16 protein-coding genes, 1 rRNA gene and 1 pseudogene are annotated in these 19051 nt (G+C 52.7%); 9 read left to right on the top strand and 9 right to left on the bottom strand.

Translation table 11 applies throughout. From position 1 onward, the window contains the following. Positions 1-101: ribosomal RNA gene (gene rrf / locus ACNQ0W_RS23175) — 5S ribosomal RNA — on the top strand; the annotation flags it as partial. A 97-nt stretch (positions 102-198) separates the two neighbouring features. Here the strand turns inward: rrf and mobB are convergent. Beyond that, complete coding sequence (gene mobB / locus ACNQ0W_RS23170; protein ID WP_062933591.1) at positions 199-702, bottom strand: molybdopterin-guanine dinucleotide biosynthesis protein MobB; 504 nt, start codon at positions 700-702, stop codon at positions 199-201. Beyond that, entirely contained in the window at positions 699-1283 is a 585-nt protein-coding gene (mobA, locus tag ACNQ0W_RS23165) for a molybdenum cofactor guanylyltransferase MobA (protein WP_062933592.1), read from the bottom strand. The genes mobB and mobA overlap by 4 nt, the downstream gene beginning before the upstream one ends. Positions 1284-1351: 68 nt before the next feature. Between mobA and ACNQ0W_RS23160 the strand changes: the two genes are divergently transcribed. The 3 genes from ACNQ0W_RS23160 to dsbA all read left to right on the top strand — a co-directional run bounded on the left by ACNQ0W_RS23160 (position 1352) and on the right by dsbA (position 3334). Beyond that, a complete protein-coding gene (locus ACNQ0W_RS23160) occupies positions 1352-1621 on the top strand; it encodes a YihD family protein (RefSeq protein WP_003861904.1) in 270 nt (89 codons plus the stop codon). 75 nt (positions 1622-1696) lie between these two features. Next, entirely contained in the window at positions 1697-2683 is a 987-nt protein-coding gene (locus ACNQ0W_RS23155; protein WP_062933593.1) for a serine/threonine protein kinase, read from the top strand. Positions 2684-2710: 27 nt separating this feature from the next. Next, positions 2711-3334 (top strand): thiol:disulfide interchange protein DsbA, encoded by a 624-nt coding sequence (gene dsbA / locus ACNQ0W_RS23150; protein ID WP_047052499.1) that lies wholly within the window; start codon positions 2711-2713, stop codon positions 3332-3334. A 22-nt stretch (positions 3335-3356) separates the two neighbouring features. Here the strand turns inward: dsbA and ACNQ0W_RS23145 are convergent, their stop codons facing one another. Then, complete coding sequence (locus ACNQ0W_RS23145; protein ID WP_116330093.1) at positions 3357-4265, bottom strand: acyltransferase; 909 nt, start codon at positions 4263-4265, stop codon at positions 3357-3359. A gap of 439 nt (positions 4266-4704) precedes the next feature. Between ACNQ0W_RS23145 and polA the strand changes: the two genes are divergently transcribed. Further along, positions 4705-7497 carry a DNA polymerase I gene (gene polA, locus ACNQ0W_RS23140; RefSeq protein WP_062933594.1) on the top strand — a complete coding sequence of 931 codons (2793 nt, stop codon included), beginning with the start codon at positions 4705-4707 and terminating at the stop codon, positions 7495-7497. 311 nt (positions 7498-7808) lie between these two features. Here the strand turns inward: polA and yihA are convergent, their stop codons facing one another. Next, on the bottom strand, positions 7809-8438 hold the full coding sequence (gene yihA, locus ACNQ0W_RS23135) for a ribosome biogenesis GTP-binding protein YihA/YsxC (protein ID WP_003861913.1): 630 nt from the start codon (positions 8436-8438) through the stop codon (positions 7809-7811). A gap of 579 nt (positions 8439-9017) precedes the next feature. Here yihA and yihI point away from each other — a divergent pair. Next, a complete protein-coding gene (gene yihI / locus ACNQ0W_RS23130; protein WP_116330091.1) occupies positions 9018-9533 on the top strand; it encodes a Der GTPase-activating protein YihI in 516 nt (171 codons plus the stop codon). A gap of 188 nt (positions 9534-9721) precedes the next feature. Beyond that, complete coding sequence (hemN, locus tag ACNQ0W_RS23125) at positions 9722-11095, top strand: oxygen-independent coproporphyrinogen III oxidase (protein WP_032652012.1); 1374 nt, start codon at positions 9722-9724, stop codon at positions 11093-11095. Positions 11096-11195: 100 nt separating this feature from the next. On the opposite strand, the gene ACNQ0W_RS23120 is transcribed toward hemN, so the two are convergent. From ACNQ0W_RS23120 to glnA, 4 genes are all read right to left on the bottom strand, one after another. Continuing rightward, on the bottom strand, positions 11196-11306 hold the full coding sequence (locus ACNQ0W_RS23120) for a YshB family small membrane protein (protein WP_017382667.1): 111 nt from the start codon (positions 11304-11306) through the stop codon (positions 11196-11198). Positions 11307-11416: 110 nt separating this feature from the next. Further along, positions 11417-12829, bottom strand: a complete 1413-nt coding sequence (glnG, locus tag ACNQ0W_RS23115) for a nitrogen regulation protein NR(I) (RefSeq protein ID WP_003861919.1) — start codon at positions 12827-12829, stop codon at positions 11417-11419. 11 nt (positions 12830-12840) lie between these two features. Beyond that, a complete protein-coding gene (glnL, locus tag ACNQ0W_RS23110) occupies positions 12841-13890 on the bottom strand; it encodes a nitrogen regulation protein NR(II) (protein WP_003861923.1) in 1050 nt (349 codons plus the stop codon). Positions 13891-14057: 167 nt separating this feature from the next. Continuing rightward, a complete protein-coding gene (gene glnA / locus ACNQ0W_RS23105; protein WP_003861925.1) occupies positions 14058-15467 on the bottom strand; it encodes a glutamate--ammonia ligase in 1410 nt (469 codons plus the stop codon). A gap of 377 nt (positions 15468-15844) precedes the next feature. Here glnA and typA point away from each other — a divergent pair, with 377 nt between their 5' ends. Then, positions 15845-17668, top strand: coding sequence for a ribosome-dependent GTPase TypA (gene typA, locus ACNQ0W_RS23100; RefSeq protein ID WP_003861927.1), 1824 nt, complete (start codon positions 15845-15847; stop codon positions 17666-17668). An 80-nt stretch (positions 17669-17748) separates the two neighbouring features. Here typA and ompL read toward each other — a convergent pair whose 3' ends face one another. Beyond that, positions 17749-18435, bottom strand: coding sequence for a porin OmpL (gene ompL / locus ACNQ0W_RS23095; RefSeq protein ID WP_003861929.1), 687 nt, complete (start codon positions 18433-18435; stop codon positions 17749-17751). Between the two features lie 205 nt (positions 18436-18640). Here ompL and ACNQ0W_RS23090 point away from each other — a divergent pair. Further along, positions 18641-19051 (top strand): annotated as a pseudogene (locus tag ACNQ0W_RS23090) (IS110-like element IS4321 family transposase); the annotation flags it as partial.

The following is a 19051-nucleotide window of genomic DNA, read 5'->3' as shown; positions in this document are numbered from 1 at the left end:
GCGGTGGTCCCACCTGACCCCATGCCGAACTCAGAAGTGAAACGCCGTAGCGCCGATGGTAGTGTGGGGTCTCCCCATGTGAGAGTAGGGAACTGCCAGACATCAAACAAGTGAAGAGGCCATCCGGAAGGATGGCCTTTTTGCGTTTGTTTGCTGAAAAACGGCAGGCCGGGTAAGGCGAAGCCGTCACCCTGCAACTCAGACTGCACTCCACGCCAAAATAAACTCTGCAATCCCCTCCACATTATTCAAATCCAGAACCGGTACTTCCAGCGTCAACGCAACGTCACTGGCCACGGCAATCACATGTTCATCCAGCGTTAACTCACTTACGTCATGTCCGGCATCGCTTCTGAATAGCAGGATCTTCGCAACAGCCTCATGCTTAAACCCCTCAACCAGCACCAGATCCAGCGTGGAGTGATCCATCCGGCTGACAAGATAAGCGAGATCCAGCGGTGCTTCATCCGGTGTTTCTGTCATTAACGCCCAGCGCTGGTTACTCGCCACCATCGTTTGTGCAGCGCCAGCCTTACGCAGCTCATAGCTATCTTTCCCCGGCTTATCGACATCCATATTATGGTGCGTATGCTTAATCAATCCGGGCCGAATGCCTTTAGCGCAAAGTGCAGGTATCAGTTTTTTTAGCAGCGTAGTCTTCCCGGTGCCACTCCAGGCTGAGATCGCTAATACGGGTATCATTTCTTCTCCTGCATCATCTGCAAATCTTCCGTCGTGTTTACATTCACAAACGCCGATTTCATGTCGCTGAAATCAACGGAATGCCCTCCTGACCGGCGCATAAATACCATGACGCGTCGCTCTCCTGCGGCCAGGTAATCTTCCAGCGCGGATATTAACGAGCGATTAATCAATGCGATAGTCGGATGGTCGCGTTCACCGTCGTGTACCCAGACGACGGGAGCATCACCGCGCCGCTGCACCAGACGTTCAACCAGACAGGACGGGATGAAGGGCGTATCACAGGAACAAAAGAGAAACCACTCTCCGTACGACTGCTGCATAACGGAAAGCATTCCCGCCAGCGGACCGGGGTAGTCCACCAGGTTATCCTGATAAACCGGATACCCGCTGCGCTGATAAATATCAACATGTCGGTTAGCGCTGATCGCTATCGACGACACCTGATCTGCAAGCGTATCAGCAACATGCTGCCATAATGGAGTGTTGTTCAGGAGCTGAAGCCCCTTATCCTTTCCGCCCATTCGCATTGCCCTGCCCCCGGCCAGAACAACTCCGATGATTTCCTGGCATTGATTCACGAATATCGCCTCTTTTATTGTGGGATTGACCCTGCTAACGTGTCTCTCTAAATGAAAGGAGCACTACCATGAAATGTAAACGTCTTAATGAAGTCATTGAGCTTCTCCAGCCGGCCTGGCAAAAAGAGCCAGAGCTGAATCTGATGCAATTTTTACAGAAACTGGCGAAAGAGTCAGGTTTTGATGGCGAACTGGCAGACCTTTCTGACGACATCCTGATCTACCACCTGAAAATGCGTGACTCGGCTAAAGATGCTGTTATTCCTGGCATTCAGAAAGATTATGAAGAGGATTTTAAAACCGCATTACTGCGTGCCCGAGGCGTAATTAAAGAGTAAAAGCTTGTAAGCGGAGCCACCGAAATCGCCACAAGATGATATCCTGAATCATTCGTATAATTTCCGGATGATCGGATGAACGACCAGGCTTTTACTTTCCAGACACTACACCCGGATACCATAATGGATGCGCTGTTCGAACAGGGTATTCGGGTGGATTCCGGGTTAACCCCTTTAAACAGCTACGAAAACCGTGTCTACCAATTTCAGGACGAAGAGCGCCAGCGCTTTGTCGTAAAGTTTTACCGTCCACAGCGCTGGTCCGCAGAACAAATTCAGGAAGAGCATCAGTTTGCCCACGATCTGCTGGATGACGATGTTCCCGTTGCGGCACCGCTCAAATTCAATAACCAAACGCTGCTGACCCATCAGGGCTTTTACTACGCGGTATTTCCGAGCCTGGGCGGAAGACAGTTTGAGGCAGATAATATCGATCAGATGGAATGGGTTGCCCGCTATCTGGGGCGCATTCATCAGACGGGACGTAAAAAACCGTTTGTTGCCCGTCCGACGATTGGTGTTCAGGAATATCTTGTTGAGCCGCGACAGGTATTCGAAACATCGGCGCTGATCCCGAATGCGCTAAAGGATAATTTCCTCACGGCGACCGATAAGCTTATTGATGCTGTAAAAGCCTGCTGGCGGGATGATATTACTACTCTGCGCCTGCACGGTGACTGCCACGCCGGGAATATTCTCTGGCGTGATGGGCCGCTATTTGTCGATCTTGATGACGCACGTATGGGACCCGCTGTGCAGGATCTGTGGATGCTGCTCAACGGTGATAAAGCCGAGCAGCGCATGCAGCTTGAGACCATAATTGAAGCTTATGAAGAATTTAGCCCCTTTAATTCAGACGAAATTGCCTTGATAGAGCCTTTACGTGCGATGCGATTTGTTTATTATCTCGCGTGGTTAATCAGGCGTTGGGAAGACCCGGCTTTTCCCCGAAATTTCCCCTGGCTTCCCGGGGAGGATTACTGGCGCAACCAGATATCCACATTTACCGAGCAGGTTAAGGTTCTACAGGAACCCCCTCTGCAATTAACGCCGATGTATTAATTGGACACACCCAGGAGAGAGTTGATCATGAAAAAAATTTGGCTGGCGCTGGCTGGTATGATTCTGGCATTTAGCGCAACTGCTGCGCAGTTTACCGACGGCAAGCAGTACATTACGCTGGACAAGCCTGTTGCTGGCGAGCCTCAGGTGCTGGAGTTCTTCTCCTTCTACTGCCCGCACTGCTACGAGTTTGAGCAGGTACTTCATGTTTCTGACAACGTGAAGAAAAAGCTGCCGGAAGGCACCAAAATGACGAAATACCACGTTGAGTTCCTTGGCCCACTGGGTAAAGACCTGACTCAGGCATGGGCGGTCGCGATTGCGCTGGGTGTGGAAGATAAGATCACCGCGCCTATGTTTGAAGCCGTACAGAAAACCCAGACCGTACAAACTACGGCAGATATCCGTAAAGTGTTCGTGGATGCCGGTGTGAAAGGTGAAGACTATGACGCTGCCTGGAACAGTTTCGTGGTGAAATCTCTCGTGGCACAGCAGGAAAAAGCTGCCGCTGACCTCCAGTTGCAGGGCGTGCCGGCGATGTATGTTAACGGCAAATACCAGGTGAATATGCGTGGTATGGACACGACCAGCATGGATATCTTCGTACAACAGTACGCTGATACCGTGAAATACCTGGTTGAGAAAAAGTAACAACCACAAAGAAAAACGCCGGTCACTGACCGGCGTTTTTGTATGAAGATTTAATCTTCGCTATCTGCTCGTCTTTCTCTTTCCAGAGTGTATTAAGCCAAAGCTGGAAACGACGTTTGAAGTTTTTATCGTTGACGTAATCCCCGTGCAGTTCAGTATTGACGGGCACCAGATCAACGCGGACAACGATACGCGTCAGCCTGCCGCTGAGCATATCGTAGAACGGCGTCCTGTCGTTTTCCGGATAGCAGAGCGTTACGTTCAACAATTTATCGAACTGCTCACCCAGCACGTTGAGCGCCATTGCGATACCCGCAGCCTTTGGCGGCAACAGGTTCTGATAAGGAGAGCGAGTTTGCTGGCGCTTCTCTTCGGTAAAGCGCGATCCTTCGACGAAGTTAACAATGGTGGTGGGATGCGCGCGAAACTTCTCGCAAGAACGGCGCGTGGTTTCCACGTCCTTACCGCGGCGTTCCGGATGACGAATCAAATAGCTGCGTGAATAGCGTTTCATAAACGGCATATCCAGCGCCCAGCAGGCCAGACCAATGAAAGGCACCCAGGCCAGCTGCTGTTTCAGAAAGTATTTGTTCATCGGAATGTGTTTGCGAAACAGTACGCATAATACAACGATGTCGGCCCAGCTGTGATGATTACAGATCAGCAGATACCAGTTCTTTTTGTTCAGCTTCTCCAGACCCTGAACGTCCCACTTCAGCCAGGGGTTCAGATGCAACAGGATCGCCAGCCCTTCACACCAGCAGTACATCATAAAATTACAAAAAGCAGACACCGCGCGCCATACCGGAGGGACAGGCAGCAGAAGTTTAATTATTCCGGCAACGATGATTGACACAGAACAGGCGATGGTAACCAGAATAGTTAAAATGACGCTTAACCATAATGTTATCGCTGCGAGTATTCTCGACATAATTAATTTATTCAGATAGTTAGCTGTAATTGAGCAGCCGGCTATCCGGTGCTGGGCACCGATCTTATCAGAAATTCGCTCAGACCAGGGCGGTTTCACACCAGGAGGCTGCGGCTTTTCCTGCCAGGCAGCGATTTTTTGCATATAGACAGAGTGCTTAAGTCTTATATCCACATAGACTAAATAACCATCAGTGAAGCGCGATCTTAAGTGATCTTATAGCAATGCTTTGATTTTATTAGATAAATAAATTTTCAGTATCACTTTTATAAAGCTGTTATTCACCTGCATTAAAAATATGCACAAACTTATCCACAGTTTTGTTTTGCGAGCGATCTTCCCGATCGCAAAATCTTTTTCTGTATAAAGCGCTAAAACCTGATGTTTTCATCCTTCTGTGGCATCCTTTACCCATAAATTCATAAAAGGCACGGACATTATGGTTCAGATCCCAGAAAACCCACTTATACTCGTCGATGGCTCTTCTTACCTGTATCGGGCGTATCATGCGTTTCCTCCTCTGACCAACAGCGCAGGGGAACCTACCGGCGCAATGTACGGCGTGCTGAATATGCTGCGCAGCCTGATTCTGCAATACCATCCAACCCATGCGGCCGTGGTGTTTGATGCGAAGGGTAAAACCTTCCGCGATGAATTATTTGAGCATTACAAATCTCACCGTCCCCCTATGCCTGACGATCTGCGCGCGCAGATTGAACCGCTGCACGCTATGGTGAAAGCGATGGGGCTGCCACTGCTGGCGGTCTCAGGCGTTGAAGCTGACGACGTAATTGGTACCCTGGCGCGCGAAGCGGAAAAAGCAGGCCGCCCGGTTCTGATCAGTACCGGTGATAAAGATATGGCGCAGCTGGTAACGCCAGGGATCACGCTGATCAACACCATGACCAACACCATTCTTGGCCCGGAAGAAGTGGTCGCCAAATATGGCGTGCCGCCAGAGCTCATTATTGATTTCCTCGCCCTGATGGGCGATTCCTCGGATAACATTCCTGGCGTACCGGGCGTGGGTGAAAAAACAGCTCAGGCGCTGCTGCAAGGGCTGGGCGGGCTGGATACGCTGTATGCAGAGTCCGACAAAATTGCCGGTCTTACCTTCCGTGGCGCAAAAACCATGGCCGGAAAGCTTGCCGATAACAAAGAGGTGGCTTATCTCTCCTATCAGTTAGCTACCATCAAAACTGACGTAGAGCTGGAGCTTACCTGCGAGCAGCTGGAAGTGCAGGAACCCGCCGCCGACGAACTGCTTGGCCTGTTCAGAAAATACGAATTTAAACGCTGGACCGCGGATGTTGAAGCCGGGAAATGGCTTCAGGCGAAAGGGGCTAAACCTGCGGCGAAGCCGAAAGAGACCATCGTTGTCGATGCCGAAGAGCAGGCAGAAGAAGAGGCGGTAGCGCTCTCCTTCGACAACTATGAAACCATCCTTGAAGAGTCACGGCTCGTCGCCTGGATTGAAAAGCTAAAAAAAGCGCCAGTATTTGCTTTCGATACCGAAACGGACAGCCTCGATAACATTACGGCTAATATGGTGGGCCTGTCATTCGCGACGGAGCCGGGTATTGCCGCCTATGTTCCGGTGGCTCACGACTATCTGGATGCGCCGGAGCAAATCTCCCGCGAGCGCGCCTTAGAACTGCTAAAGCCGATTCTGGAAGACGAGAAAGCGCTGAAGGTCGGGCAAAACCTGAAGTATGACCGCGGTATTCTGCAAAACTACGGCATTGAGCTGCGTGGTATCGCTTTTGATACCATGCTGGAATCTTACATTCTGGACAGCGTGGCGGGCCGCCATGATATGGATTCCTTATCCGATCGTTGGCTGAAACACAAAACCATCACCTTTGAAGAAATTGCCGGTAAGGGCAAAAATCAGCTGACTTTTAACCAGATCGCGCTGGAAGAAGCAGGCCGCTACGCCGCGGAAGACGCTGACGTCACGCTACAGCTGCATCTCAAAATGTGGCCGAAATTGCAGAAGCACGAAGGGCCGCTGAATGTGTTCCAGAACATTGAGATGCCGCTGGTGCCTGTGCTGTCTCGTATTGAGCGTAACGGCGTTAAAATCGACCCAACGGTGCTGCATAACCACTCTGGTGAGCTGGCGCAGCGCCTGACCGAGCTTGAACAGAAAGCGCATGAACTTGCTGGCGAGGCATTTAACCTGTCGTCACCGAAACAGCTGCAAACCATCCTGTTTGAAAAACAGGGTATCAAGCCGCTGAAGAAAACCCCGGGCGGCGCCCCTTCAACGTCTGAAGAGGTGCTGGAAGAGCTGGCGCTGGACTATCCGCTGCCAAAAGTTATTCTGCAATACCGCGGTCTGGCTAAGCTGAAATCGACCTATACCGACAAACTGCCGTTGATGATTAACCCGAAAACGGGCCGCGTGCACACCTCCTATCATCAGGCTGTGGCGGCGACCGGGCGACTTTCGTCAACCGATCCCAACCTTCAGAACATTCCGGTGCGTAATGAAGAGGGCCGTCGTATTCGCCAGGCTTTCATTGCGCCAGAGGATTATCTGATTGTCTCCGCAGACTACTCGCAAATCGAACTGCGTATTATGGCGCACCTGTCACGCGACAAAGGCCTGCTGACGGCCTTTGCCGAAGGCAAGGACATCCACCGGGCAACCGCTGCCGAAGTGTTTGGGCTGCCGCTGGAGAACGTAACAAACGAGCAGCGTCGTAGCGCAAAAGCGATCAACTTCGGTTTGATTTACGGCATGAGTGCCTTTGGTCTTTCACGCCAGCTCAATATTCCGCGTAAAGAGTCGCAGAAGTATATGGATCTCTACTTCGAGCGGTATCCGGGCGTGCTGGAATATATGGAACGTACCCGCGCGCAGGCGAAAGAGAAAGGCTACGTTGAAACGCTGGATGGGCGTCGTCTCTACCTTCCGGATATCAAATCCAGCAACGCCGCGCGTCGCGCGGGTGCTGAACGTGCTGCGATCAACGCCCCCATGCAGGGCACTGCGGCGGACATCATTAAACGCGCAATGATCGCCGTCGATGCCTGGCTCGAAAAAGAGAAGCCGCGCGTGAAAATGATCATGCAGGTACACGATGAACTGGTCTTTGAAGTTCATAAAGACGATCTGGAAAAGGTCTCTCAGAAGATCCATGAACTGATGGAAAACAGCATGAAGCTGGACGTTCCGTTGCTGGTGGAAGTGGGTAGCGGCGAAAACTGGGATCAGGCTCACTAAGGGTTAACGGAATAACGCGCGTTTTATGTAAGTAAGCAACATAAGTACGCGCGTTTTGTGACGATCATTAGAATTCCCTATGTAAAGAATGAAAAAAAACTACAAAAAGTGCTTTGTCCAGCGATAAAAAAAGAGTAGAGTTAACGACGTAGGGTACAGAGGTAAGATGTTCTATCTTTCAGACCTTTTACTTCACGTAATCGGATTTGGCTGAATATTTTAGCCGCCCCAGTCAGTAATGACTGGGGCGTTTTTTATTGCGGCAAAGAAAGTTTCAGGCGAAAAAAGCGCGGTCATCGCCGCGCCTGTTGTTACTCTGCTTCCGCTTCTGTCGCCGGTTCCAGATCGTTAAACCAGCTGTCGAGCTTCTGTCGCAGTTTATCCACGCCCTGCTTTTTCAGCGAGGAGAACGGTTCAACCTGCACATCACCGTTGAATGCCAGCACCGCTTCACGAACCTTGTTCACCTGCGCCTTGCGCGCGCCGCTCGCCAGCTTATCCGCCTTTGTCAGCAGCACCAGCACCGCAATATCGCTTGCCACCGCCCAGTCAATCATCTGCTGGTCGAGATCTTTTAGCGGATGACGAATATCCATCAGCACCACCAGACCTTTCAGACACATGCGTTTTTCCAGGTATTCACCCAGCGCACGCTGCCATTTGATCTTCATCTCTTCCGGTACCTGCGCGTAACCGTAGCCCGGTAAATCGACCAGGCGTTTGCCTTCAGCCACTTCAAACAGGTTAATCAGCTGAGTACGGCCAGGTGTTTTTGAGGTACGCGCCAGGTTTTTCTGATTGGTGAGCGTATTCAGGGCACTGGATTTTCCCGCATTGGAGCGGCCAGCAAATGCCACTTCAATCCCTGTATCTGAGGGCAGGTGGCGAATATCGGGCGCACTGGTGACAAAATGCGTCTGTTGGTAGTTCCAGGTAGTCACGTGGTCGTCTCCAAAAATCGTAATCTGCGGGGATTATACCTGAATGCGGGCAAAAGGCTTTTCCCTTCGTCATTGACATGTAAGTGAAAGCCCTACGGAATGTAAGAGATCTGCTCTTAAGCGTATGAGAAATTTAAGAGAAATCGCAGGCGCTAAAAAACTCAAAATATTAAAATTCAAAGAGTTATTAATGAGTAATTATCTGAAAATCCGGTTTTTTACCTTTTCATAGCTTGTTAGTTTAAGGGAACAAGGTAAAGTGTGTGCCAGGGCGAGGATGCCAACAGGATAACGACTTAAGGATAAGGGTCAGGAGCGCCAGGAGGCGAAGACTCAGGATTGTCAGGACGACCGGCGCCTGGAGGCGTTTTTAACAGGAAACGGAACCGTATCACGGACGGTAGTAGCCAAGGGATAAACAGGGTTTGTTGCAGGCAAACAGGGAATGTCTGACCCGTTAAGGGTTGTGAGTCAGGAAAAAAGGCGACAGATTGCTCTGTCGCCTTTTTTCTTTGCTTGCTTTCTGCTAGATTTCGCCGCAATTCTATACTGAAGAAAACGACTTAAAGATAAAACATCATGAAAAAACCGACCTCCGCTGCGGGCGCGAAACGCCCTGCAAAAGCACGCCGCAAAACGCGCGAAGAATTGAATCAGGAAGCGCGCGATCGCAAACGCGATAAAAAACATCGTGGTCATGCTGCGGGTAGCCGTGCTAACGGTGGCGGTGCCGCAGGCGCTTCTGCAAAAGGCCAACAGCAGAAAGATCCTCGTATCGGCAGTAAAACTCCCATTCCACTGGGCGTGACAGACACGCCGGTCACTAAGCAGCACAAACCAAAGAGCGAGAAACCTATGCTTTCACCGCAGGCTGAGCTGGATATGCTGGAGAACGATGAGCGCCTGGACGCGCTGCTGGAACGTCTTGAAGAGGGTGAAACCCTGACTGCTGAAGAGCAGTCCTGGGTGGATGCCAAACTGGACCGCATTGATGAACTGATGCAGAAGCTGGGTCTGTCCTACGATGATGAAGAAGACGAAGAGGAAGACGAAAAGCAGGAAGATATGATGCGTCTGCTGAAAGGTGGAAACTAACATTTGCACCCGGCAGGTACACTCGTCCTGCTTATAACCCTTCCGGTTATATGTTATCTGGTGTGGTTATTCGTTAAACTACGGCGGTTGTCGCGGCGACAGAAGTGGCTGCGCACCCGAATGATGGCCCGCAACGGGACCAGAACGGGCCGCCGTATACGAACGCGACACCAACGGAAGGAGTGAGCATGTCTGTACCATCTATCGACTGGGATTTGGCCCTGATCCAGAAATATAACTATTCCGGGCCGCGTTATACCTCATACCCCACCGCGCTGGAGTTTTCTGACGCTTTCGGCGAGGCGCATTTTCAGCAAGCTGTGGCGCGCTATCCCGAGCGCCCGCTGTCGCTCTACGTCCATATTCCGTTCTGCCATAAGCTCTGCTACTTCTGCGGCTGCAATAAAATCGTTACCCGCCAGCAGCACAAAGCCGATCAATACCTCGATGCGCTCGAACAGGAAATTCTGCACCGCGCACCGCTGTTTAAAGGGCGTCACGTCAGCCAGCTTCACTGGGGCGGTGGTACGCCAACTTATCTGAATAAAGCGCAGATCAGCCGCCTGATGGCGCTGCTGCGCGGCAATTTTAGTTTTAACGACGACGCCGAAATTTCGATCGAGGTCGATCCGCGTGAAATCGAGCTGGATGTGCTGGATCATTTACGCGCCGAAGGTTTCAACCGCCTGAGTATGGGCGTACAGGACTTCAACAAAGAAGTACAGCGCCTGGTAAACCGCGAGCAGGACGAAGCGTTTATCTTTGCCTTACTCAACCATGCGCGTGAAATCGGCTTTACCTCAACGAATATAGACCTGATTTACGGCCTGCCGAAGCAGACGCCGGAGAGCTTCGCCTACACGCTTAAACGCGTGGCTGAGCTTAACCCGGACCGTCTGAGCGTCTTTAACTATGCGCACCTGCCGACGCTGTTCGCCGCTCAGCGCAAAATCAAAGATGCGGATCTGCCTTCCGCCCAGCAGAAGCTGGACATTTTGCAGGAGACCATCGCCTCGCTGACCGAAACCGGCTATCAGTTTATCGGAATGGATCACTTTGCCCGCCCTGACGATGAACTGGCGATTGCCCAGCGCGAAGGTGTTCTCCACCGTAACTTCCAGGGCTACACCACCCAGGGCGATACCGATCTGCTCGGAATGGGCGTCTCCGCCATCAGCATGATTGGCGACTGCTACGCCCAGAATCAGAAAGAGCTGAAGCTGTACTATCAGCAGATAGACGAAACCGGCAACGCGCTGTGGCGCGGCATTGCGCTAACGCGCGACGACTGCATCCGTCGGGACGTGATTAAGGCGCTTATCTGCAACTTCCGTCTCGAATTTCGCGAGGTGGAGTCGCAATGGGATCTGCAATTCAGCGATTACTTTGCCGAAGACCTGAAGCTTCTGGCGCCGCTGGCGAAAGACGGGCTGGTGGATGTGTCGGAGAGTGCGGTTGTCGTCACGCCGAAAGGACGTCTGTTGATTCGTAATATCTGCATGTGCTTCGATGCCTATCTGCGTCAGAAGGCGCGTTTACAGCAGTTCTCGCGGGTGATTTGAGCTGTAATGCCGGGTGGCGGCTTTGCCTTACCCGGCCTACTTAAGTGCGAGATGTAGGCCGGGTAAGCGAAGCGCCACCCGGCTTTTCATCGACAGCTCGTTAGCTAAACAGCCCAACCAGTGCCGCACACAATACCGCCGCAACGGCAGTTTGTGGCGTGTGGCTTTCTGCTGCTCCGCTCGAAAGCAAAGTCACTAATGATTCCAGCATGATGCTCCCCCCTGTTTCCGGGCACGATCATACAAAACTCATCGGAACAGTAAAGCGCAAAATAACGGCACTTTGCGCTCAATTAGTAACCTTTACACAGCGGAGTAAGATCACTCCATTCCCAGCTCTTTCAGCTTGCGCGTCAGGGTGTTTCGACCCCATCCCAACAGGCGAGCCGCTTCCTGTTTGTGGCCCTGGGTATGACGAAGCGCGGTAGTCAACAGCGTGCGCTCCATCTCAGGCTGCGCTTCGGAGAGCAGATTTTGATGACCGGAACGCAGCGCGCGATCTGCCCACTGCGCCAGCAGCGTCGCCCAGCTGTCCGGCAGCGCATGTCCGGCGGTGCTTTCGGGCACGGTGGCTTCAAACAGCTCGGCGGGGAGATCCTGAATCAACACCTCCTGTCCGGCGGCCATCACGGTCAGCCAGCGACAGGTGTTTTCCAGCTGACGCACGTTGCCCGGCCACGCCAGACGGGTGAGGGCGGCATCCGTTTCCGGATGAAGCTGCTTGGCTTCCACGCCCAGCTCGCGGGCCGCCACTTGCAGGAAATGGCGCGCCAGACGCGGGATATCTTCCCGACGCTCGCGCAGCGGCGGGAGGTGGACGCGGATCACGTTCAGACGATGGAATAAATCCTCACGGAATTTCCCCTCCTGCACGCGCAGCTCCAGGTTCTGGTGCGTCGCGGCAATAATACGCACGTCCACCTTCACCGGCGCATAGCCGCCCACGCGGTAAAACTGGCCATCTGCCAGCACGCGCAGCAGTCGGGTCTGAACATCCAGCGGCATATCGCCGATTTCATCCAGGAATAGCGTTCCGCCGTCAGCCTGTTCAAAGCGTCCCTGACGAATGGTATTTGCCCCGGTAAACGCCCCTTTTTCGTGGCCGAACAGCTCAGATTCAATCAAATCTTTGGGGATCGCCGCCATGTTCAGGGCGATGAAAGGCGCTTTCGCCCGCGGGCTGTGGCGATGCAGGGCGTGTGCGACCAGCTCTTTACCGGTCCCTGATTCACCGTTAATCAAGACGCTGATAGACGAGCGCGACAGACGCCCGATGATGCGAAACACGTCCTGCATGGCTGGCGCTTCACCGATGATGTCCGTCGTAGGCCCGAAATCCGGCGCGTGACGGGGCTGCTGTTGCTCCTGATAGTGGCTGATGGCGCGTTCGACCAGGGCAACGGCTTCGTCGATATCAAACGGTTTTGGCAGGTAATCAAACGCCCCCTGCTGGTAGGCGCTAACGGCGGCATCCAGGTCGGAGTGGGCGGTCATTATGATGACCGGAAGCATGGGGTGGCGCTGTTTGATCTGCTTTAAGAGCGCCAGTCCGTCCATGCCCGGCATGCGAATATCCGAGAGCAGAACGTCCGGCGTTTTGGTGGTGAGTGCGTCGAGCACCTCGCTGCCGCTCTCAAACGTCGTGCAGCTTAATCCCGCTCCTGTGAGCGCGCGTTCAAGCACCCAACGGATGGAGCTATCGTCATCGACTACCCAGACTATCCCTCGTTGCATAAACGTCACCTTTATTTTTTAATCGGCAGGAAAACCGAAAACTCGGTATGTCCCGGCCAACTGGTAAATTCAATTTTGCCGGAGTGTTGGTCAATCAAATTACGGGCGATGGATAACCCCAGCCCGGTGCCGCCTTCGCGACCGCTGACCATCGGGTAGAACAGGGTGTCCTGGAGATGCGGCGGGATCCCCGGCCCGTTATCTTCCACATCAATACGTGCCGCCAGACGATAACGCACGCCGTGCAGCGTCAGCTGGAACGCGGTGCGGGTACGCAGAATAATTTCGCCACCCTCCGGGCCCAGCGCCTGCAACGCGTTACGCACAATGTTCAGCAGCACCTGTTCAATCTGGTCCGGATCGTGCGCCAGCTCCGGCAGGCTTGGGTCGTAATCACGCACCAGCGTGACGTTATCTGGCAGCTCCATAGAGACGAGTTTCACCACCCGCTCCGCGACCTTATGAATGCTTTCTGAAACATGCATCCCCGGCTGCTGCGGCCCGAGCAGACGATCGACCAGATTACGCAGACGGTCCGCCTGCTCGATAATGACGTTGGTATACTCTGCCAGGGCAGGGTCAGGCAGCGCTTTGGTCAAAAGCTGTGCCGCACCGCGTAAGCCGCCCAGCGGGTTTTTAATTTCATGAGCCAGCCCGCGCACCAGGTCGCGCGCCGCAATCTGCTGCGCATGCTGAAGCTGCTCCTGGCTGAGACGACGCTGGTTATCCATCGGCGCCATTTCCAGCAGAATCATGCCATCCGGCAGGCGCTGTGCGGTGAGGGACAAAATATGCGAGCGTCCGTCAATCACCAGCGTCACTTCGTTATCGGTGAAGCCCTGACCCGCCTGCAAACTCTCCTGCATCAGACCAATATTCAGCGAGAAATAGCTCAGCAGTTCAGGCAGCGGCGTGCCAAACAGTTTACGGGCGCTTTGAGCGAGCAGCTGCTGCGCCGCCGGGTTGGCGTAATGCACCGCCAGCTCGTCGTCGACCAGCAAAATACTGTTAATCAAAGAATTGAGGATCTGCCCAGCATCGGGCAGCGTGCCAGTTGCCATTCAGCAGTCTCCTGGAGTCGTTGCACTATTTTAGTGCAGTATAGCGTTTTAGAGGTAAAAAGCGCGTGAGATCAGGTTGTTGGTGGAGAAAAAAGCCCATCCGAAGATGGGCTAAAGTTTCCACGGCAACTACTCCCGACGCGTATGCGCCGGGTAAAACAAATCAATTAAACGCTGTAGTACAGTTCGAACTCAACCGGGTGCGGCGTCATGCGAACGCGGTCGTTTTCTTCGGTACGCAGCGCGATGTAAGCATCGATCGCTTCATCGGTGAACACGCCGCCAGCGGTCAGGAACTCACGGTCTGCGTCCAGCGCTTGCAGGGCTTCTTCCAGAGAGCCGGCAACCTGTGGGATCTCTTTCGCTTCTTCTGGCGGCAGGTCGTACAGGTTTTTGTCCATCGCTTCGCCCGGGTGGATCTTGTTCTTGATACCGTCCAGACCGGCCATCAGCAGTGCTGCGAAGCACAGGTATGGGTTAGCCGCCGGGTCCGGGAAGCGCACTTCGATACGACGCGCTTTCGGAGACGCCACCACCGGGATACGGATAGAAGCAGAACGGTTACGGGCAGAGTACGCCAGCATCACCGGTGCCTCGTAGCCTGGGACCAGACGCTTGTAGGAGTTGGTGGTCGGGTTCGCCAGGGCGTTGATCGCTTTAGCGTGCTTGATAACACCGCCGATGTAGTGCAGCGCCTGCTCAGACAGACCCGCGTATTTGTCGCCAGAGAACAGGTTGGTGCCGTTCTTGGACAGGGACATGTGGCAGTGCATGCCGGAACCGTTGTCGCCGAACATGGGTTTTGGCATGAAGGTCGCGGTTTTACCGAAACGGTGCGCAACGTTGTGCACAACGTATTTGTAGATCTGAATCTCATCCGCTTTTTTGGTCATGGTGTTGAAGCGGGTTGCGATTTCGTTCTGGCCAGCCGTTGCCACTTCGTGGTGGTGCGCTTCAACAACCAGGCCCATCTCTTCCATGATCAGACACATGGTAGAGCGGATGTCCTGTGAAGAATCGACCGGAGGAACCGGGAAGTAACCGCCTTTCACGCCCGGACGGTGACCTTTGTTACCACCTTCGTACTTGGTGGAAGAGTTCCATGCGCCTTCGATGTCATCGATAGCGACGTGGGAACCAGAAATGGAAGCGCCAAAACGGATGTCGTCGAACAGGAAGAACTCTGGCTCTGGCCCGAACAGAACGGTGTCTGCGATGCCGGTAGAGCGCAGGTACTCTTCAGCGCGTTTTGCGATGGAGCGTGGGTCACGGTCATAGCCTTGCAGCGTGCCAGGTTCCAGGATATCGCAGCGGATGATCAGCGTAGGTTCTTCGTAGAACGGGTCAATGAGCGCAGTGGTTGCATCTGGCATCAGAACCATGTCGGATTCGTTAATGCCTTTCCAGCCGCCAATGGAGGAGCCGTCAAACATTTTGCCTTCTTCAAAGAATTCGGCGTTCACCTGATGAGCAGGGATCGTGACGTGCTGTTCTTTACCTTTGGTATCGGTGAAGCGCAGATCAACAAACTTCACTTCATGTTCGTTCAGCATCGTCAAAACGTGTTCAGCGGACATACTTAACTCTCCAGATTGGTCATTGTCGTCGTGGTAACGAGGTCTTCAAATCGGCTGGGCTGCCATATTTTTACTGTATTTCTGTAAAGCGAAATCTGTGCCAACTTTTAAAACACCCCAAAAAGGCGTTATCATGCGCACCATAGTGCAGAAGGGCTGCACCACATTGGATTTGTTGCACCATTATAGTGCTTCTGTGTGAACATCGAGCACCATATTGGTGCAATTTACGTTAAAGTGCCCTTTTACCGCTCCGTGAAAGCGATCACAAAGCATCTCTGCAATACTTGTTTGCGGGGGATGTTTGTGATCCTGTTTTGTAGTGCGATTAATCCGTGTACAATAACGCGCTATTTCTAAATGCCTGAGGCAAAGTTGTGATCGAAAAATTGCGTAATATCGCCATCATCGCGCACGTCGACCATGGTAAAACTACCCTGGTTGATAAGCTGCTACAGCAGTCCGGTACGTTTGATGCTCGTGCCGAAACTCAAGAGCGTGTGATGGACTCCAACGATTTGGAGAAAGAGCGTGGGATTACCATCCTCGCCAAAAACACCGCTATCAAATGGAATGACTACCGTATCAACATCGTTGATACCCCAGGGCACGCCGACTTCGGTGGTGAAGTTGAGCGCGTGATGTCCATGGTGGATTCCGTGCTGCTGGTGGTTGACGCATTTGATGGCCCTATGCCGCAAACGCGCTTCGTGACCAAAAAAGCATTTGCCCACGGCCTGAAACCTATCGTTGTGATCAACAAGGTTGACCGTCCTGGCGCGCGTCCTGACTGGGTTGTTGACCAGGTCTTCGACCTGTTCGTTAACCTCGACGCGACCGACGAACAGCTGGACTTCCCTATCGTTTATGCGTCTGCGCTGAACGGTATCGCCGGTCTGGATCACGAAGACATGGCGGAAGACATGACTCCGCTGTACCAGACGATTGTTGACCGCGTTCCTGCGCCAAACGTTGACCTGGAAGGCACCCTGCAAATGCAGATCTCCCAGCTCGACTACAACAACTATGTTGGCGTAATCGGCATTGGTCGTATCAAGCGCGGTAAAGTGAAGCCTAACCAGCAGGTCACTATCATCGATAGCGAAGGCAAAACCCGTAACGGTAAAGTCGGTAAAGTTCTGACTCACCTGGGTCTTGAGCGTATCGAGAGCGACATCGCTGAAGCGGGCGACATCATCGCCATCACCGGTCTGGGTGAACTGAACATCTCCGACACCATCTGCGATCCGCAGAACGTCGAAGCGCTGCCAGCCTTGTCCGTTGATGAACCAACCGTATCCATGTTCTTCAACGTCAACACCTCTCCGTTCTGTGGTAAAGAAGGTAAGTTTGTTACCTCTCGTCAGATCCTTGACCGCCTGAACAAAGAGCTGGTGCACAACGTTGCGCTGCGCGTTGAAGAAACCGAAGACGCTGATGCATTCCGCGTTTCGGGTCGTGGTGAGCTGCACCTGTCTGTTCTGATTGAGAACATGCGTCGTGAAGGTTTCGAGATGGCGGTTTCCCGTCCGAAAGTTATCTTCCGCGAAATCGATGGCCGTAAACAAGAGCCATTCGAAAACGTAACGCTGGACGTTGAAGAGCAGCACCAGGGTTCTGTGATGCAGGCACTGGGTGAGCGTAAAGGCGACCTGAAAAACATGAATCCAGATGGCAAAGGCCGCGTACGTCTCGACTACGTGATCCCAAGCCGTGGCCTGATCGGCTTCCGTTCTGAGTTCATGACCATGACTTCCGGTACCGGTCTGCTGTACTCCACCTTCAGCCACTACGACGACGTTCGTCCGGGCGAAGTGGGCCAGCGTAACAACGGCGTGCTGATCTCTAACGGTCAGGGTAAAGCGGTTGCGTTTGCGCTGTTCGGTTTGCAGGATCGCGGTAAGCTGTTCCTGGGCCACGGTGCTGAAGTTTACGAAGGCCAGATCATCGGTATTCACAGCCGTTCTAACGACCTGACGGTAAACTGCCTGACCGGTAAGAAACTGACCAACATGCGTGCGTCCGGTACTGACGAAGCAACGGTTCTGGTTCCACCGATCAAGATGACCCTGGAGCAGGCTCTGGAATTCATCGATGATGACGAACTGGTCGAAGTGACGCCTCAGTCAATTCGTATCCGTAAACGTCACCTGACCGAGAACGATCGTAAACGTGCCATGCGCGGTGCGAAAGAAGACTAATTCGGTTATGCCGTAGGCCGGGTAAGCGCATGCGCCACCCGGCAACGAAAAAGCCGCTGAGCGATCAGCGGCTTTTTTTATTAGAACGAATACCGCAACCCTAACCGGATCCGGTACTGCTCGCGGTTGTAATCATTCCATCGGTCCAGCCACTGTAGCTCAAGATACGGCAGCCAGTTTCTGTCGATTTTATAGCTGAACTTGTTAGTAATTTCCCAGTGATGGTCTTTGCCATTTTTGCTGTGGTAATCATTCACCCGCTGGAAAAAGTGCGGCTCAAAGGTGTAGAAAAACGCATCCGTCACTTTGAAATTCCAGTAGTTGGCGAATTCATGCGTGTCGTTCTTATCCATCTGCCCGTTATAGTCCGGCGTATCGTAATTGTTATGGTTATAGCGATAGCGGAACGTCAGATTAAACCAGTCCGTAAATTTATAATTGGTATCTAAATAAACCGCGCCACCTGATCCTGCGCTGCTGTCATTAATCAAGCCGCCGGGCTGGAAGGTCAGTTTGTCGGTCGGTTTGAAGAGTGGATACCACCCCTCGATTTCGTTATAGCTGTGCTTCAGTTCGTCCCATTTCCCCACGTTATAAGCGTTGGTGAACATCAGTCCCGCGCCCATATCGAAGTTATAGCCCGCACGCAGGATCACTTCGTGCAGCTCAGAGGCGGTGTTGTAGGCTTCGCGCGTTTCGACATAGGCCCCGGCAAAAACCGGGCAGGACACAGACGACACGATCAGTACGGTGATGATTCTTTTCATAATTTGTCCATGTATCAGGTACAGAAAGGCCTCCCTCCTGATAAACAGGAAGGACATACTGGCCGGATTTATTGTTATAAAGTGACTGCTGACGCTTTATTGTTGGTGGTTATCTCAGGGGTGTTTGCTGTCTGTTTTTAATGAGATGGTCACTCCCTCCTTCCCGGTACTATGCTGAGGATAGGCTTTCATTCGGAGAACTATCATGGAAAACATTGCGCTCATTGGTATCGATCTGGGTAAAAACTCTTTCCATATTCATTGCCAGGATCGTCGCGGCAAGGCTGTTTACCGTAAAAAATTTACACGGCCAAAGTTAATCGAATTTTTGGCGACATGCCCCGCTACAACCATCGCAATGGAAGCCTGTGGTGGCTCTCACTTTATGGCACGCAAGTTGGAAGAGTTGGGGCATTTTCCTAAGCTGATATCACCACAATTTGTCCGTCCATTCGTTAAAAGTAACAAAAACGACTTTGTCGACGCCGAAGCTATTTGTGAAGCTGCATCGCGTCCGTCTATGCGTTTTGTACAGCCCAGAACTGAATCTCAGCAGGCAATGCGTGCGCTGCATCGTGTCCGTGAATCCTTGGTTCAGGATAAGGTAAAAACAACC

It is taken from the genome of Enterobacter cloacae complex sp. 6730903 (assembly GCF_048283985.1).
Lineage (GTDB): Bacteria > Pseudomonadota > Gammaproteobacteria > Enterobacterales > Enterobacteriaceae > Enterobacter > Enterobacter hormaechei_C.
The sequence above is the reverse complement of the archived record's forward strand: the minus strand, read 5'-3'. Positions and strand labels throughout refer to the sequence as shown.

What these genes read in the sequence shown, in the direction of transcription:
- hemN (WP_032652012.1), top strand. Translation starts at nt 9,722, where the DNA reads ATGTCTGTACCATCTATCGACTGGGATTTGGCCCTGATCCAGAAATAT.
- yihI (WP_116330091.1), top strand. Translation starts at nt 9,018, where the DNA reads ATGAAAAAACCGACCTCCGCTGCGGGCGCGAAACGCCCTGCAAAAGCA.
- ACNQ0W_RS23145 (WP_116330093.1), bottom strand. Translation starts at nt 4,265, where the DNA reads ATGTCGAGAATACTCGCAGCGATAACATTATGGTTAAGCGTCATTTTA.
- dsbA (WP_047052499.1), top strand. Translation starts at nt 2,711, where the DNA reads ATGAAAAAAATTTGGCTGGCGCTGGCTGGTATGATTCTGGCATTTAGC.
- ACNQ0W_RS23155 (WP_062933593.1), top strand. Translation starts at nt 1,697, where the DNA reads ATGAACGACCAGGCTTTTACTTTCCAGACACTACACCCGGATACCATA.
- polA (WP_062933594.1), top strand. Translation starts at nt 4,705, where the DNA reads ATGGTTCAGATCCCAGAAAACCCACTTATACTCGTCGATGGCTCTTCT.
- ACNQ0W_RS23120 (WP_017382667.1), bottom strand. Translation starts at nt 11,306, where the DNA reads ATGCTGGAATCATTAGTGACTTTGCTTTCGAGCGGAGCAGCAGAAAGC.
- glnA (WP_003861925.1), bottom strand. Translation starts at nt 15,467, where the DNA reads ATGTCCGCTGAACACGTTTTGACGATGCTGAACGAACATGAAGTGAAG.
- ACNQ0W_RS23160 (WP_003861904.1), top strand. Translation starts at nt 1,352, where the DNA reads ATGAAATGTAAACGTCTTAATGAAGTCATTGAGCTTCTCCAGCCGGCC.
- mobB (WP_062933591.1), bottom strand. Translation starts at nt 702, where the DNA reads ATGATACCCGTATTAGCGATCTCAGCCTGGAGTGGCACCGGGAAGACT.
- ompL (WP_003861929.1), bottom strand. Translation starts at nt 18,435, where the DNA reads ATGAAAAGAATCATCACCGTACTGATCGTGTCGTCTGTGTCCTGCCCG.
- glnG (WP_003861919.1), bottom strand. Translation starts at nt 12,829, where the DNA reads ATGCAACGAGGGATAGTCTGGGTAGTCGATGACGATAGCTCCATCCGT.
- glnL (WP_003861923.1), bottom strand. Translation starts at nt 13,890, where the DNA reads ATGGCAACTGGCACGCTGCCCGATGCTGGGCAGATCCTCAATTCTTTG.